The 14,329-nt window shown below is 70.2% G+C and carries 14 protein-coding genes and 1 pseudogene; 5 read left to right on the forward strand and 10 right to left on the reverse strand.

What is annotated here, in order from left to right:
- Positions 1-191 precede the first annotated feature (191 nt).
- Positions 192-1,415, forward strand: coding sequence for a GDSL-type esterase/lipase family protein (locus ACZ6ZQ_RS34655; RefSeq protein ID WP_469772493.1), 1,224 nt, complete (start codon positions 192-194; stop codon positions 1,413-1,415).
- Positions 1,416-1,575: 160 nt separating this feature from the next.
- Here ACZ6ZQ_RS34655 and ACZ6ZQ_RS34660 read toward each other — a convergent pair whose 3' ends face one another.
- Positions 1,576-2,415, reverse strand: coding sequence for a patatin-like phospholipase family protein (locus ACZ6ZQ_RS34660; RefSeq protein WP_469772494.1), 840 nt, complete (start codon positions 2,413-2,415; stop codon positions 1,576-1,578).
- Positions 2,416-2,518: 103 nt separating this feature from the next.
- On the opposite strand from ACZ6ZQ_RS34660, the gene ACZ6ZQ_RS34665 reads away from it, so the two are divergent.
- Positions 2,519-3,184: a TetR/AcrR family transcriptional regulator gene (locus ACZ6ZQ_RS34665; protein ID WP_469772495.1), complete on the forward strand. Its 666-nt coding sequence runs from the start codon at positions 2,519-2,521 to the stop codon at positions 3,182-3,184.
- Between the two features lie 187 nt (positions 3,185-3,371).
- Here ACZ6ZQ_RS34665 and ACZ6ZQ_RS34670 read toward each other — a convergent pair whose 3' ends face one another.
- From ACZ6ZQ_RS34670 to ACZ6ZQ_RS34690, 5 genes are all read right to left on the reverse strand, one after another.
- Positions 3,372-4,358, reverse strand: a complete 987-nt coding sequence (locus ACZ6ZQ_RS34670; protein WP_469772496.1) for an NAD-dependent epimerase/dehydratase family protein — start codon at positions 4,356-4,358, stop codon at positions 3,372-3,374.
- A 66-nt stretch (positions 4,359-4,424) separates the two neighbouring features.
- Positions 4,425-5,123 (reverse strand): SDR family oxidoreductase, encoded by a 699-nt coding sequence (locus ACZ6ZQ_RS34675; protein WP_469772497.1) that lies wholly within the window; start codon positions 5,121-5,123, stop codon positions 4,425-4,427.
- Positions 5,124-5,328: 205 nt separating this feature from the next.
- On the reverse strand, positions 5,329-7,176 hold the full coding sequence (locus ACZ6ZQ_RS34680; RefSeq protein WP_469772498.1) for a VanW family protein: 1,848 nt from the start codon (positions 7,174-7,176) through the stop codon (positions 5,329-5,331).
- Positions 7,177-8,208: 1,032 nt separating this feature from the next.
- The gene (locus tag ACZ6ZQ_RS34685) at positions 8,209-8,874 is read right to left on the reverse strand and encodes a hypothetical protein (RefSeq protein WP_469772499.1); all 666 of its coding nucleotides are present in this window, start codon (positions 8,872-8,874) and stop codon (positions 8,209-8,211) included.
- A 339-nt stretch (positions 8,875-9,213) separates the two neighbouring features.
- A complete protein-coding gene (locus ACZ6ZQ_RS34690; RefSeq protein WP_469772500.1) occupies positions 9,214-9,627 on the reverse strand; it encodes a DUF1398 domain-containing protein in 414 nt (137 codons plus the stop codon).
- Between the two features lie 109 nt (positions 9,628-9,736).
- Between ACZ6ZQ_RS34690 and ACZ6ZQ_RS34695 the strand changes: the two genes are divergently transcribed.
- Together ACZ6ZQ_RS34695 and ACZ6ZQ_RS34700 are read left to right on the forward strand one after the other, a co-directional pair.
- Complete coding sequence (locus tag ACZ6ZQ_RS34695) at positions 9,737-10,192, forward strand: MarR family winged helix-turn-helix transcriptional regulator (protein ID WP_469772501.1); 456 nt, start codon at positions 9,737-9,739, stop codon at positions 10,190-10,192.
- Positions 10,193-10,403: 211 nt separating this feature from the next.
- Positions 10,404-11,165 carry a hypothetical protein gene (locus ACZ6ZQ_RS34700; protein WP_469772502.1) on the forward strand — a complete coding sequence of 254 codons (762 nt, stop codon included), beginning with the start codon at positions 10,404-10,406 and terminating at the stop codon, positions 11,163-11,165.
- Positions 11,166-11,388: 223 nt separating this feature from the next.
- Here ACZ6ZQ_RS34700 and ACZ6ZQ_RS34705 read toward each other — a convergent pair whose 3' ends face one another.
- The 4 genes from ACZ6ZQ_RS34705 to ACZ6ZQ_RS34720 form a co-directional block, all read right to left on the reverse strand.
- The gene (locus ACZ6ZQ_RS34705) at positions 11,389-11,979 is read right to left on the reverse strand and encodes an Imm21 family immunity protein (protein ID WP_469772503.1); all 591 of its coding nucleotides are present in this window, start codon (positions 11,977-11,979) and stop codon (positions 11,389-11,391) included.
- Positions 11,980-12,159: 180 nt separating this feature from the next.
- A complete protein-coding gene (locus ACZ6ZQ_RS34710) occupies positions 12,160-12,897 on the reverse strand; it encodes a hypothetical protein (RefSeq protein ID WP_469772504.1) in 738 nt (245 codons plus the stop codon).
- A gap of 112 nt (positions 12,898-13,009) precedes the next feature.
- A complete protein-coding gene (locus ACZ6ZQ_RS34715) occupies positions 13,010-13,621 on the reverse strand; it encodes a TetR/AcrR family transcriptional regulator (RefSeq protein ID WP_469772505.1) in 612 nt (203 codons plus the stop codon).
- A 48-nt stretch (positions 13,622-13,669) separates the two neighbouring features.
- Positions 13,670-14,011 (reverse strand): GNAT family N-acetyltransferase, encoded by a 342-nt coding sequence (locus tag ACZ6ZQ_RS34720; protein WP_469772506.1) that lies wholly within the window; start codon positions 14,009-14,011, stop codon positions 13,670-13,672.
- Here ACZ6ZQ_RS34720 and ACZ6ZQ_RS34725 point away from each other — a divergent pair.
- A pseudogene (locus tag ACZ6ZQ_RS34725) lies at positions 13,986-14,243 on the forward strand (NAD(P)-binding domain-containing protein); the annotation flags it as partial. The gene ACZ6ZQ_RS34720 and the pseudogene ACZ6ZQ_RS34725 overlap by 26 nt on opposite strands.
- Between the last annotated feature and the right edge of the window lie 86 nt (positions 14,244-14,329).

Below are 14,329 nucleotides of genomic sequence, written 5' to 3' on the forward strand. Positions count from 1 at the left end.
ATGCCCGAATACTGCGTTTTGCCCTCTTTCAAAAGGCTGCCGGGAGGACTTCATGACGGTGTCCGCCGACTGTCACAGGCGTGTCACACGCCACACCGTCACGGACAGTCACGGCATAGTGACGGCACCGCCCACGGGGTGGGCCGGAAAGTCATTTGCGGACGCAGGAACCCGGTTGACAGGCTGAGATCATGAGCGCTCACCCAGACCCCGTCCCCGGCTCCTCCACCACGCCCCGGGCGACGGACTGGGTCACCACACCCGTCGCCGCCGACCTGCTGCGCGGCGCGCTCGACCTGGAGCGCACCGAGCACGGTGTGCTGCCGCACCGGCTGCCCGTCCAGGCCCGCACACAGTGCGCCGATGGGCAGTTGGCCATGGCGGAGGCCCAGCCCTCCGGTGTACGGCTGGTGTTCCGTAGCCGGGCCACCGCCGTCGAGCTGGACACGCTCCGCACCAAGATGGCCTACCAGGGCGCGCCGCCCCGTCCGGACGGTGTGTACGACCTGCTTGTCGATGGCCGCCTGGCCGGGCAGGCAAGCGTGACCGGCGGCAACGTACTGCTGGTTGACATGTCCACCGGGTCTGCGGAAACCCGGCCCGGCCCGGTCGGCACGGTCCGGTTCACCGGTCTGCCCGACCGTGTGAAGGACCTCGAGATCTGGCTGCCCCACAACGAGATCACCCAGCTGGTCGCCCTCCGCACCGACGCCGCCGTCGAGACCGTGCCGGAAAACGGTCACAGTGTGTGGCTGCATCACGGCAGTTCGATCAGCCACGGCTCCGACGCCGCAAGCCCCACCACGACTTGGCCGGCGCTGGCCGCCTCTCTCGGCGGCGTGGAGCTGATCAACCTCGGTCTGGGCGGCAGCGCCCTGCTCGACGCGTTCACCGCCCGTGCCCTGCGGGACACGCCTGCGGACCTGATCAGCGTCAAGATCGGCATCAACCTGGTCAACACCGACGTGATGCGTCTGCGCGCCTTCACTCCGGCCGTGCACGGCTTCCTCGACACCATCCGCGAGGGGCATCCCACCACGCCGCTGCTGGTCGTCTCGCCCATCCTGTGCCCCATCCACGAGGACACCCCCGGCCCCAGCGCCCCGGACTTCAGCAACCTCAGCGCAGGGAAGCTACAGTTCCGGGCCGCGGGCGACCCCGCGGAACGGCGCAGCGGGAAGCTGACGCTCAACGTCATCCGGGAAGAACTGGCCCGCATCGTGAAGCAGCGGGCAGCCGACGACCCGAACCTGCACCACCTCGACGGCCGCGACCTCTATGGCGAGGCGGACTTCGCCGAGCTGCCACTGCCCGACCAGCTCCACCCGGACGCCGCCGCACACCGCCGCATCGGCGAACGCTTCGCCGCCCTGGCCTTCGGCACCGTCGGACCGTTCACCGCAAAACGCTCCTGAACGCCCGCGCTCCCAGGGCGCCGGGGCGTGTTGCGAGAGTCCCGCCTGGCCCGCGACGCCTGGCCCGCGCTCGGAACCTTTCCTCGGGCCACGATCAGGGCTGATGACCATGGTCGCCGCCGGGGCTCCTCTTCTCGGCGGGCGCCGCACCGTGGTCGCATCAGCCGTGCCACACCTCGGCCACGGTCTCTGCGAGTGCGGCGGCCTGGGCGTGTCCGGCGCGGGCGGCAGCCGAGCGGCGGGAGTCGTCCACCATGTTGCGGCCCATCACGCGGCGGGCGGTGCGATCCGGGGCGAGGACGGTGATGCGGGCACCGTCCGCAGCCAGGGCGGCGGCCTCCTGTTGAGCGCTCGGGTGCGGACCGACGGCGTCGGGTATCGGCGAGAGCGCCACGATGCGACGGTGGCCGCGGGCGAGGCGGATGTTGGTGGTCGAGCGGCTGCCGCCGTCCATCCAGCGGCGGCCCGCGACGGTCACGGGCGGCCAGACCACGGGCACCGCACAGCTTGCCGCGACCGCTTCGAGAAGGGTCGGGCCCGAGCCTGCGTCGAACACCTCGAGACTCCCGGTCCGCGCGTCGACCGCCGTGATCCGCAACTCGCGCTCGGGCCAGTCCCGTACGTCGCCCAGCAGGGTGCCGACGGCGGCGAAGACGTCCGACTCGGGGCCGGTACGAGCCGCCAGCGCGGCCCGGCCGAGGCGCTCGACGGAACGCTGCGGGTTCCGGGAGCCGAGTGCCGCCCACAGGAAGCGGGCCGTCTGCCCCAGAGTGACTGCGATGTCTATCGCGTCGGCTCCGCTGAGCTGGCGCTCGTAGAGTTCGGCCGCGCTGATTCCCGAGGCGAGCCGGGAGCCCAGGACGGCGCCCGCGGAGGTGCCGATGACGACGTCGGCGCGCGCCACGTCGATCCCCGCCTCGCAGAGCCCGGCGAGCGCACCGGCCGCCCAGGCACCGCCGACCGCCCCGCCCCCGCCCAGCACCAGTGCCGTGTCCGCCATGGCCCCGTTCCTCCCAGTTAAATGGGGACTGCTCCCCATTTGAGAAACCGACGATAGCATCGGTACCGGGGAGTAGTCCCCAGTACTGTCGAGGGGTGAAGTCATGACGGTCGGCGCACAAGGGCCGGATCCGGTACGGCGGCGCGATGCGCGGCGCAACCGTGAGCTGCTGGTGGAGGCGGCCCGCGAGGTGTTCGCCGAGCAGGGGCTGGACGCGCCACTCGACGTGATCGCCCGCCGGGCGGGCGTGGGAAACGCCACCCTGTACCGGCATTTCCCCAGCCGCGCCGCGCTCGTCGACGAGGTCTTCCGGGATGCCCTGGCGGAGACCATGGCCGCCGGGGAGCGGGCCCGGGCCGCTGAGGACGGCTGGTCAGGCCTGCTGGCCTACGTCGAAACGGTCTTCGCGGGCCTGGCCGCCGACCGCGGTGCGAACGACTTGATGACCACGCGCCTGGACGGCGTCGGCTCCCTGGACGCCGTCCACGCCCACAACCGCGAGACCGTGGATCTGCTTCTGCGTCGCGGCCGCGAACAGGGCACCATTCGCGACGATCTCAGCACCGAGGATCTCCTCTTCGCGCTGGCGGCGCTCGGCCGCGCCGTCCCGGCCCTCACCGCCACGGCCCCGGACGCCTGGCGCCGCCCTCTCGCCCTGCTCCTCGACGGCCTGCGCGCCTCCCCCACCGCCGGCCGCCTGCCCGAGCCCCCGCTCACCGCGGCCCAACTCGACGAGGTCCTGGGGAACTTGGGCCCGCACCGAGACTGACGGGAGCACCGGAGTGGCCTGCGCACCGGCCCGGGACACGGCCTAGCCGCCCGACATGCCTGAGGAGCTGCGGCACATGATTCCGGACACGGGACACTGCATCAGGCCGGCCTTGAGCGTGCTCCGTCAGGTAGCGAACCAGAAGGCTCGCTCACATCCGTGATGCTCATGGCCAAAGCCGTCGGACTCAGACGAGAGCGTCGAGCAACTCGCGTTCGCGCTGGGCGCTGAGGCCGGCTCGCCTGGCCCGTTCCAGCCCCTGCTCGCGTTCCCAGAGCAGTGTGTCGGCCAGCAGCTCCGTCCTGGGCCGATGCCGGAGCCCCGCGGCGCGCGCCGCGGACCCGTTCCGGTCCGACCAGCCTTTCCAGCCTGGATCGACCAGCCACATCGGCAGCGACTGGGTGCCCATGTACTCCCCCACGCCGTTCGCGAGCAGCCACGCCGAGTCGGCGGTCACCACCGGCCCGGTGTGCCCGCCGATGGCGCGGGACAGCTCGATCCACTCTCCGAACGGAACGACCGGACCGACAGCGTCGTATGTGCCGATGCTGCCCGTCTCCGCGGCGTCGAGCAGCCAGGAGGTGAGGTCCCGCGCGTCAACTGCCTGGGTGGGCATGGCCAATGCATCGGGAACCAGCATCGGCCCTTGCGGATCGCGTGCGGCACGGGCCACCCAGTAGCCGGAGCGCCCGCTGTGATCACCCGGGCCGCCGATGAGACCAGCGCGTGCGATGAGGAGGCGATCGCCCACGACGGCCGTCGACGCCTGCTCGCAGGCGACCTTCGCCTCGCCGTACAACGCGCGGTCGACCTCGCTCCGGTCGGTCGGAGCATGGAGGGCCGCGAACTCGTCCGCGTCCGGGGTCGCATGGGAGGCGTAGGCGCTGATGGAGGAGACATAGGTCCAGTGCCTGGCCCTGCCGCCCAGTGCGCGGAGCGCCTCACGAACGAAACCTGGCTGCCACGACACCTCGACGACCGCATCCCATTCGCGGTCGAGCAGCGGTCGGTACGCCGAAGGATCGCGCCGGTCGGCGGCCACCAGCCTCGCTCCGTCCGCGACGTCTCCGCTTTCGCCGCGAGCGAGGCACGTCACCCGATGGCCGCGCTCAACAGCCTGCCGCGACAACTCCCGGCCCACCCATGCTGTTCCGCCCAGAACCAAGATCTCCATCCCGGCACCCAAGCACCGCGAACACCGAGCGTCGAGTCGGGTTCACTGACAGCGGACCCGAGCCGGTCACCGATCGGCGTACAGCGCCTCCAGTTCCCCCGAGAGCGCGGCGCGTACGTGGCGGGTGACCTCGTCGGCCAGCACTTCGGGGTCGTCATTGAGCAGCGCCGCCATCGTCTTCTCGGCCACGTCGCCGGCAAGGATCTTCGGGGAGTCGATGTCCGCCGCCAAGTCGGTGTCGACATATCCGGCATGCACGCCGACCACCAGCGTGCCCTGCTCCCGCAGCGCCAGTCGGAAGGCGTTCGTCAGCGACCACTGAGCGGACTTGGAGGCCGCGTAGCTCGGAAGCCGCCTGTTGGCCACCCACGACGCGACGGACAGCATGCTGACCAGCGCTCCCCCGCCGTTGGCGGCCAGTACGGGCGCGAACGCACGCGAGACGGCCCAGGTGCCGAAGTAGTTGACCTCCATCTCGCGCCTGGCACCGTCGAACGACCCCTCCAGGAGGGACGGGCCACCGGCGACCCCGGCGTTGTTGATGACGATGCTGACATCGCCGGCGGCACGTGCGGCTGCGGCGACCTGTTCCTCGTCGGTGACGTCCAGTCGCAGCGGAACGAGCCCGGGGTCCCTGACGCTCTCCGGCTCCCGGACACCGGCGTAAACCTTGGCGGCGCCGTGAGCGAGCAGTGCCTGGGTGAAGGCCAGCCCGATGCCACGGTTGGCTCCCGTCACAAGAGCTACCGAACCTTTGATGTCCATGATCACCCCTCTCTGCGAGCGGATGTGGAGGACTCCTGTCTTCTGACGCTAAGCCCCGGGCAGCGGCTGCTCCACCCGTCACCTGACTGCACCTGAGTCGATACCGCTTCGCGCACTCGATGGCAGGGCCACAAGACAACCACCCGCCCCGAGCCGTGGCTCGGGGCGGGTGGCGCGTCTGTCTGCGGAGACAAGGCATTTCGGATCAGCCGGCGCTGGGGCTGTCGCTCGGTGCCGGCGCGGGCGGGCTTTCCGGCCGGTCCGCTGCCGGAGCCGGTTCAGCTGCCGGAGCGGGGGTTGTCTTCTCCGGAGTGCAGGTGACCTTGTCACGGGGCGTGTAGTGCGTCTGGAAGTTCTCCCGCTTGACTTCCCGGCCGTCCTGGACGAAGACGCGGTCGACGGCGACGTCGAAGCCTTCGAGGGGGGTCTGGACCTCGCACGTGGGACCGCTGCCGGTGCGTGTGCCCGGCGGTGTGATGTTGGTACGCGGTCCCTGGGTCGCGCGTATCTCGTCGTACTTCTTGGTGCCGAGGAAGGTGATGGTCACCGAGGTGTCAGTGGATTCGGCCTTGATGTAGAGGGCGTGGTCCAGGTCGTTGGTGAAGCGCAGATCGAGGGTGCCCCACGCGACGGTGGCCTCACGGCCTTCTGGATAGCGTTCGATGTAGAAGGAGTGGGCGCCGTACTCGAGGGGTTTGACGCCCGCGAAGAACATGGCGTTGAACATCGTGGTGGCGACGGCGGACACGCCACCGCCGGGAGACTTCTCGTACTGACCGTTGTTGATCATGATGCCGTCGACGAAGCCGTTCTCCTTCGTGCGCTCGCCGACGGTCTTGTTGAAGCTCCATTCCTGTCCGGGCAGGACGACGGAGCCGTTGATGAGTTCCACGGCGCGGGCGATGTTGGTGATGCGGTAGGGAGCGGCCGGGAAGTTCACGGTGAAGGAGGAGACCTTCTCCTTGATGCCGAGCCGCTGCGCCGTGGCGCTCGTGAACTTGGGCTGGAGGGCCGGGGCGGCGATCTCGCCGGTGCGGGCCGCGCCGGTGCGGGTCAGCAGGGGCAGGACGGCCTCGCCGAGCGCGGTGTCGGTGACCTTCCGCCCCACGCGGGCCTCCTTCGCGACCACCACGCGGTCGTTGCTGTCAAGGCGAAGCGCGGCGTCCGAGGGGCCCTGGGCGGCTTCCTGCAGCGGCCCGGCCACAGCGGGGTCGGCGAGCAGGCCCTTGGAGTCGAGGGCCAGCACGAGGCGGCCCTGACTGTCGGGCTTCATCGCCAGGTGCTTGCCGAGCGTGGAGGGGCCGATGGAGATGCGCTCGCCGGCGAGGGTGAGGGTGAGCGGGCCGGAGAGTGCGGGCCGGGCGAACTGATTCATGGCTCGCTCCGTCTCCTGCGGGCCGATCCGCGGCTTCGTCTGCTTCACCGGCATCACGACGGGGCCGGGACCGCGGCCGGCGTCCGTCGTGCGGAGGTAGGCGTCGCGGAGGGTGTGAAGGGCCTGGTCGGTGATCAGGGAGATACCGGTGACCGGGGCGATCGCCCTTGCCCGGCCGCCCTCGAACGAGATCGCCCCGTCGCCGGCCTGGCGCTCGGTGGCCGCCGCCATGCGCTCGACCGCGGCCCGGCTCTTGCGCTCGTCCACGCGGATCACCGGCTCGATGTCCCGACCGCCGGAGGTGAGGAGCCTGCCGGCCACGGTGAGGGGGTCGGAGCCCGCGCGAGCGGCGCGGTCGGCGGTCGCTGCGGTGTCCAGGGACAGTCCGAGCGCGGCGGGATCGGCCTTCTCGACGCGGTCCCCGATCTTCATCGCGACCGGCGCCGCGAAGGCCGGCGCGAGCTTTTCGTCCAGGACCCGCTGGGCCTCCGCTCGGCTCATGCGGCCGACGTCGACCCCTCGCACCTGAGTGCCCTCGGGGATGTCGCTGGTCGCCAGCCCTGCGGTGTAGATGCCGCCGAGGGCCAGCAGGACAGCCCCGCCTGCGGCGGGCAGAGCGTTCCCTGTGGCAGGCAGAGCAATCCGCCAGGTGCCCGTTGTGCGGGGTGCGCGTCCCATGTATCTCCCTGTAGCGCCGGCCGGCCGGACAGGCGCTTGGGGACGCCAGAACAGCCCGATGTACGTGGATTCGCCCAAAACGATCCGGCAAAACAGGCAAAAAGAGATCAAAATGTGATTGGTTTCACGAGGGGGGATCCCCCCGGATCCCAGGATTCCCTGGAGCCTCTGGGGCGCCTGGAGCCCTTGGGGCGCTTGGGGTGAGGCGTACAGGGCGCACGGGGTGTACGGGGATGCGCGGCCGGTCAGCGCCAGTGTCAGGGGTCCTCCTTGCGAAGACTTCGACCCTGTCGCAGTCCCCGCCCCTCTCCCGCATCAGCGCGAGGTGGGTGTCCATCGCTTCGGCGAGCGCGCGACGACCGGGTGGAAGTGGAAGGCAGCGGTTCAGCGTGGTCCTCGGCGGGCGCTGAGCGGGTACGGGGCGGGGTCGGCGTTGCGGAACCCGCATGGCACCTGCCCGGGCCTCCCGGCCGGCGCCGGAAGGCCCGAGGCGGAAAGCGTGTCACGTGCACCGATTCGGCGCGCACTGCCGCATCAGCGGCATCGTCGGGGACGGGGGCGTCGGTGAGGGGGCTGACGAGCGGTTCAGGCAGCCATGGCCCGACGTAGGTTTCACGGCGGCGGCTGAGGGTGGCCTGCTGGGCGAGGGCCCACATCTCGTCAATGGCCCTGCGTCGCCCGGCGGGACGCGGCGAGGTCAGCACCCCGGGGCCTGCGTCGCGGCGAACCCGAACCTCCGACGGGCTACTGCCGCCACCGGCGCCCGCGATCCGGTGAGGCCCGCCGGGACTGTCGGAACGCTGAACTCCACCATCTGAGCGGCCAGTTGAATGAGCTGGTAAGAGAGCGGACCCAGCTCCAAGGCCGCGTCGACGCGGCGGCCACCCTCATCGCCGCACTGCACCTCGACAACGCGGCCCTACGCGAAGAACTCGCCGGACGCGGCCGAGCTGGTCAGGGCACGGCGCCACCGTCGCCCTCGACGAATGACGCGCCGCCCACACCGAAACCATCGGCCCTTGCCGAAGGTCTTCAGTACTGCGAATAGCCGGTCTCTGCGATGTCCTCCGCAAGACCGGCAACGGTGACCTCAGGGTTCAACGCAGCGACCACTGCGTCGGCCAACGGACGCGAGGCAAAGACGTGGCGGACGGCCTCGACATCGACCGGGACCTCGTAATAGTCCTCGGCCCACTCCTGAAATGCCTCCGCAGAGCGATCCGCCAGCAGCTGGAACAGGTGCCCTGCACCGTCCGGGTCTCCCGCCGTGCCCTCGGGGAAGTCGATCGTCCCCGTCTTCCAGACATCATCTCCCGTCTCCCGCCACATGCATGCGGTGATGACAGGCATCCCGTGCTCGTCCGAGAATGCGGGTTCTTCAACATACGGCCGAAAGACTTCGGGAACCTCGTCGAGCACGCCGGGCCATGGTCCGTCCTCTGCGTAGGGGCTCATGGGTGATTCATGCGCGAACCCACGGACGTACGCACCGGCGGCCGAGAAGACGATCGAGTGCTCGTCGCCCGACCCGTTGCGCATCGAGGCCATCGCCTCCGTCGCGGACCAGTGGGCGTCGAAGGAATAGCAGCGGTCGGCCCACTCGGGACTCAGCACCGCCTCCAGCATGGCCATGGAGCGGCAGTGGTCTCGGAGGACTGCTGTCGCGGGCAGCCGCCGAGCAACGTCATGAACGGTCATGCGCACATCCAAGCGCACACTTCTGACACTTTGCATTCCTGCCGGACAGCTGTGATCGCGGACCCGGAACGCCTCGGCCGGCACGGGCACTCTCCGCAGATGCCTCTTGATCAGTACGTCTGCTTCGCACTGTCCAGCGAGCGCACCACCGCACAGGAGATGACGGCCATGCTGGGCATCGAACCTGATGAGACGACAGTGCGCGCAAGCCGCTGTGCCGAGCCGGCTACGACATGACCCCTTGACGTGTCCTGAGGGAGGACCGGCCGATGGCCTCCAACCGTTCGCGCACGGCCGGCGAACGCGCCCGGGGGCGGCGCTGCGGGTCGTGGGCGTCACTCAGATCTCGACGGCGGTGTAGGACTCGGTGTAGTGATCGCCGTCGGCCCCGTAGTAGGTGCAGGTGCGTGCGCTCAGGTCGACGTCGTACCAGAGCACCCCGGCCTTCCAGCAGCCCTGGACGAACTCGGGGAAGGTGGACTCACCGGCCTGGTCGGTCCGCAGGGCCGCGATCAGGGCCTCGCGGTCGAACGGCGCAATGTCGACCATGCCGCTGCAGAGCGGCTCGCCCTGGACGGCGACGGGACCGGCGTCGGTGAGGTAGACGAAGGCGTTCGAGGGCACCGCCATGCGGCAGCGGCTGACGCCTGCCTGGCGGAGTGCTTCGGCGAGGTAGGGAAACCCGCCGACCTTCGGCCTGACGGCGGCCGCCCGCTCAAGGGCGGCCTGCAGGGTGGTGATCGCGCTGCTCATCGGTTTCTCCGGACGTAGTGGGGGCTTGCCCGTGCGGGAGTGCGCCACGGTAGGATGGCAACAGGTTTCCAAACCGTCATCATGTTGTCAATGTGTTTGGGAGTGTGGCATGGCTGACGAGATGGCCCTGCTGGTCGCCGACGTCTTCGAAGCGGCGGGTCTGCTCCGCAAGACGGGCGAGGCCATCGCTGCGACCGAAGGGCAGACACAGGCGCGCTGGCAGCTGCTGAGCGTGGCCGGCGAGAAGGGGCTCACTGTGGCGAAAGCCGCCCGTCGCCTCGGGATCGCCCGCCAGGGAGTCCAGCGCGTCGCCAACGACCTCGTACGGGAGGAGCTGGCCGTCTTCCGGCCCAACCCGGACCATCGTGCATCACCGCTGCTGACCCTCACCCCCGCCGGACAGCAGACGCTGGAAAGGATCACCACCCGCGCGACCCGGGTTCACCGGACACTGACCGCGGAACTCCCCCTGGCCGAGATCACTGCCGCCCGAAGCCTGCTGCACCGCCTGATCGACCAGGTGCACCGCTACGAGCAACGCGATGAGACAAACCGGCACCCGTAGCTCGCGGACCGGAACAGCAACCCCTACGGTCCCGGTCCCGTCTCAGGAGCCCGTATCAGAGCACCTGCGCCGGCACTGTCGCAGATCCTGTGACATCCCCGGGCGATCGCAAGCGACTGCGGGCGGTGCCGCCGTACCGATGGCCATCCGGCTCCGGTAAGGTCGCGACCTTCGGCCGGCGCAGGCTCCGGAGTCCTTGAAGGCGAACGCCATGATCAACCTCGACCGACCCACCGCACGACGTCGCCTCGACGCCGCGCTCGACGGCCTGGCCGCCGCCTTCCGCGGGATGACCGCCCACCCCGACGAACACAACTGCGAGTGCCACTGGGGAAGCGCGGAAGAGCTCGCGCAGCTCAAGTCGCCGGACACGGAGCTGGATCCCGACCTTCTGCGGCGCACCTGGCAGGCCCCCGACTGGAGCGACCACGCATCCGTGCTGCGCCGGATCCTGCCCCAGTTCGCCACGGCCCTCGTCAGCGGCCGCGTCGAGAGTGTTCTCGGCATGCAGGACGCCGGACGGTCGTTCGCTCGTGGCCGCTGGCAGCAGTGGCCTGCCGAGCAAGCCGCGGCGGTCTGGGAATTCCTCCACGCCTGGTGGGCCGACACGCTCACCGATCCCCGTCCCGCCGTACCCGCCCACAAGGTCTTCGTGCTGACCGCCGAGGCCTCTGCCACGCTCGGCCCGTGGCTCACCACCTGGGAAACGCTGACCGGCACCCCGGCCGACCAGCACCTGGCCGAGGCGGTGGACCAGTGGGAGTACGACCTGCTCGGAGGTCAACTCCCGTGGCGCACCTGGGACAACGAGGAAGCGATGTGCGCCGAGCTGACAGTCTGGCTGGTCCGCCATGCCCCTGCCCGGCTCCGCGCCCACGGCGTGTCCGAAGAACTGCTGCACCGGATACGGCTGCTTGGCCTCACCGGCATCGACCGCTGGGACGACCCGCAGTGGCCCGGCCACCGCTACTGATCCACCGAACCGCGATGCCATCTGTCGGATTCGTGCAGATGATGTTCAAGGGCGGCACCGGGGTGGTACTCAGTAGCTACCTGCAGGGCAAGGGGACGTTGGCGTAGACGCCATCAGGGGGGTTTCGGCTCCCCCGCTGATCGGTCGGCGGGACCTCGTGAGGAACACTTCGCCGGACTCGGCGACGTCTGTCCCCCCGCGTGCTGCCGGCGGTCCTTGAGACCTATCCGCCGACGGCTGGGCGGAGCTGGACCAGACCCACCCAGGCGCGGTCGTCTGCCCAGGAGTGGACTGCGCGGACGGCCCAGCGGCCGGGCGGCAGCGGCACAGGGGCCTGGTCCGGCAGTCCGCCGCCGGGGTACTCGACACCCAGCTCGTCACCGGCGATGACGGAGTCCATGAGCACGGCCGGGCCGTCCGTCTCCCAGATGCCGCAGTCCTGCCACTCGGTGGCGGGATCGGCGACGACGGCCTCGGCCTCGGCAATCAGGCCGCTCTCGGAGTCGGCAGCCAGCCACCGGAGGAAGGCCTGGTGCTCAATGAGGTAGCAGCTGCTGGCGGGCTCGTCCCCGAGCACCAGGGCCCGCGCGCCGCGGGCCCCGACGGCTATTACGGCGGCCAGAGCGTCCACTTCGCAGGCGCGGTCGTAGTCGTCCGCGGTGTCCCCCTCGCCGAGGACCATCCCCGACTCTGTACAGCCGCCCCATGAGTCCAACGCGGAAACGGGGACGGCGATCAGCGGGCCGCCCATCGACTCCACCCAGGTGCGGGAGGGGTCGGCTGAACCGGCTGCGGTGGATGCGGAGGCGCTCATGGGCACCAGTGTGCCTTCGAGGACTGACAACGCTCCCCCGAGACCCCTGGAACTGGCTCCTGCCCCGCATCGACCTGCCCGGGGCGTGCCGGCTTCCCCCGCTTCCGGCCGGTCTACGGGAACTCGCGATCCGGGCACTCGACCGAATCGCGGAGCCTGCAATCGCGAGAACGCGGCTGATCAACTGCGCTTGAACTCCACCGGCCCGGCGTCCATCAGCACCGTGCCGTCGGTGTGCAGCACCGGCCGCCTCTCCGTGAACCGCTTGCTGTAGCGCTCGACATGGCGGATGGCCACCCCCTGCGGATCCGTGAAGTCGACGAAGGCGATGGCCACCCAGTACGACGTGTTGGTGTCCTCGTAGAGCGGCACCGTCACCATCGAGCCGAGCCCGTCCGTGACGACGACCCGCGCACCGTAACTGCGGAAGCTGCCTGCGCCGTTGCTCACTGCGCTGTACGCGCAGATCAGGGCGTACCCCTGCTGGTCCGGGCGGACGATGCTGATCGTCTCCTCGCCCGGGGTTTTCGCGTCGCCGCTCAACTGCATGTACGGCGGCTCCTTCAGGGAGCCGAGGTTCTTGTAGTAGACGGCCCGGCCCGCATCGGTACGGGTCGCGAGCTCCGCTTGCAGGGCCTTGGCCTCGTCCCTGTTCTTGTTGCGGAACAGTCCACGCTGAATCTGCGGAAAGACATGGCCGGGCGCATGGTCCGCGCTGCGTACGGCCGCGTCGACCGGCACGAACAGCGCGTACAGGTCGAGATCTGCGCCCCGCGCTCGGCGCTCGGCGCTGCCGCCGTCCCATTGCAGCGACGCCGTGACCGTCAGGCCACGGTCTTCCTTGTCGAGGGATATCCGGGCCTGGCCGCCCTTGGTGAGGCTGACCTGCCGCGGCGGCGGTTCTCCACTGGAGTCCATCCCCGAATTCAACCACCGCAGGCCGCGGCCGTTAACCGTGCTGCTCAGCGGAAGTTCGTGGAGGGAAGTGCAGGCTGGTCAGTTCATCCTGAGGGGGGCGCCGTCAATACGCTCACCGTCCTGCTTTCCCTTTCCCTTGAGCCACACAGGCATCCAGGAGGGGGCCGAGCTCTCGCGCCACGGTCGTCAAAGCGTGTACATCCCGTTCCGCGCACGCGATCAGGATCGCTCCCTCCAGCGCACTGATCCTGAGCGTCGCGAGTCCATCGGCACGCTCGGCCGGTACGCCCATCTCCCCGAGGGCCTGGGTCACCGGCCGGGTCCAGCACGCGAACGCGGCGGCGGCAGCGGTCCTGGTGGATTCGGTGGAGGCCGTACAGTCCACCGTCGCCGCGGCGACAGGGCAGCCCGAAGCGAACCCGGCTGTCCGGTACTCCTCGATCCACTGGTGCACCATGGCGTCGAACAGCCCGCTGGGCGACGGGTGGGGCATCTCGGCGAGGAACCGGCCGACGCGCTTGGCGGCGTACTTCCCGGCCCAGTCGACGGCTTCGTCGACGAGCTGCTGCTTGCCGCCCGGAAAGTAGTGCTGGAGGGAGCCGCGTGGCGCTTCCGCGTGGGCGACGACGTCCCTCATCCCTGTCGCCGTGACGCCGTCGCGCCGAATGAGCTGGGCCGCACTGAAGACCATCCGCTCACGCGGCCCCCGCTCCGAACCCGCCATCACTGACCTCCAACCGACCGGCGCGCGCACCATCTCTCACCCCACGGATCAGGTCAGCCTATATACGCCGGTCAGGCCGTCCTGATCACGTGTCGAGCTCTCCATCTTCACGCGGCGGGCCAGTGCGGTGAGCAGCCCGGACCTGCCCGGCAGCACGCAGGCCGACACGCGCTCGACGCCGCGTTCTCCGGCGCGGGCGAGTAGGGCGTCGACCAGGGCCGTACCCAGCCCCCGCCGCTGCCAGGCGTCCGCGACGAGCACGCCGAGCACGGCTTCCGCCGGACCGCTCTCCGGCGCGGCGGCGAGGCTGGCAAGGCCGGCGAGGCGGCTCCGGTCGCCCTGATGGGCGACGACTGCGTCATGCTTCGCCGTGAACGTCGCGGGGCACACGATCGTCCCTATGGGGACGACGTCGCCCGACTACTCACAACGACTCGAAGCCGATGTCCGCGCGGTCGGCGGCAGCTATGTCGAAGCGCCTGTCTCCGGCTCGCGCGTGCCGGCGGAGACCGGGCGGCTCGTGGCGATGCTGGCCGGCGAGCGGGCCGCGGTCGATACGGTCCGCCCGCTGATACGGCCGATGTGCCATGAGACGTTCGCCTGCGGACCGGCCCCGAACGCTCAATCGCGCGCCTGCGGGCGTCACGGTGCCGGCCTTCCAGTGGTGCCGTAGGTCGCACGCACGCGGCGGCTGCGGGTCCATCGCCC

The organism is Streptomyces sp. NPDC053673 (genome assembly GCF_055585225.1).

Coding starts and splice junctions, on each gene's coding strand:
- ACZ6ZQ_RS34680 (WP_469772498.1), bottom strand. CDS start 7,176: ATGGGACGCGCACCCCGCACAACGGGCACCTGGCGGATTGCTCTGCCT.
- ACZ6ZQ_RS34670 (WP_469772496.1), bottom strand. CDS start 4,358: ATGGAGATCTTGGTTCTGGGCGGAACAGCATGGGTGGGCCGGGAGTTG.
- ACZ6ZQ_RS34655 (WP_469772493.1), top strand. CDS start 192: ATGAGCGCTCACCCAGACCCCGTCCCCGGCTCCTCCACCACGCCCCGG.
- ACZ6ZQ_RS34685 (WP_469772499.1), bottom strand. CDS start 8,874: ATGACCGTTCATGACGTTGCTCGGCGGCTGCCCGCGACAGCAGTCCTC.
- ACZ6ZQ_RS34705 (WP_469772503.1), bottom strand. CDS start 11,979: ATGAGCGCCTCCGCATCCACCGCAGCCGGTTCAGCCGACCCCTCCCGC.
- ACZ6ZQ_RS34665 (WP_469772495.1), top strand. CDS start 2,519: ATGACGGTCGGCGCACAAGGGCCGGATCCGGTACGGCGGCGCGATGCG.
- ACZ6ZQ_RS34690 (WP_469772500.1), bottom strand. CDS start 9,627: ATGAGCAGCGCGATCACCACCCTGCAGGCCGCCCTTGAGCGGGCGGCC.
- ACZ6ZQ_RS34695 (WP_469772501.1), top strand. CDS start 9,737: ATGGCTGACGAGATGGCCCTGCTGGTCGCCGACGTCTTCGAAGCGGCG.
- ACZ6ZQ_RS34700 (WP_469772502.1), top strand. CDS start 10,404: ATGATCAACCTCGACCGACCCACCGCACGACGTCGCCTCGACGCCGCG.
- ACZ6ZQ_RS34710 (WP_469772504.1), bottom strand. CDS start 12,897: ATGGACTCCAGTGGAGAACCGCCGCCGCGGCAGGTCAGCCTCACCAAG.
- ACZ6ZQ_RS34715 (WP_469772505.1), bottom strand. CDS start 13,621: ATGGCGGGTTCGGAGCGGGGGCCGCGTGAGCGGATGGTCTTCAGTGCG.
- ACZ6ZQ_RS34660 (WP_469772494.1), bottom strand. CDS start 2,415: ATGGCGGACACGGCACTGGTGCTGGGCGGGGGCGGGGCGGTCGGCGGT.
- ACZ6ZQ_RS34675 (WP_469772497.1), bottom strand. CDS start 5,123: ATGGACATCAAAGGTTCGGTAGCTCTTGTGACGGGAGCCAACCGTGGC.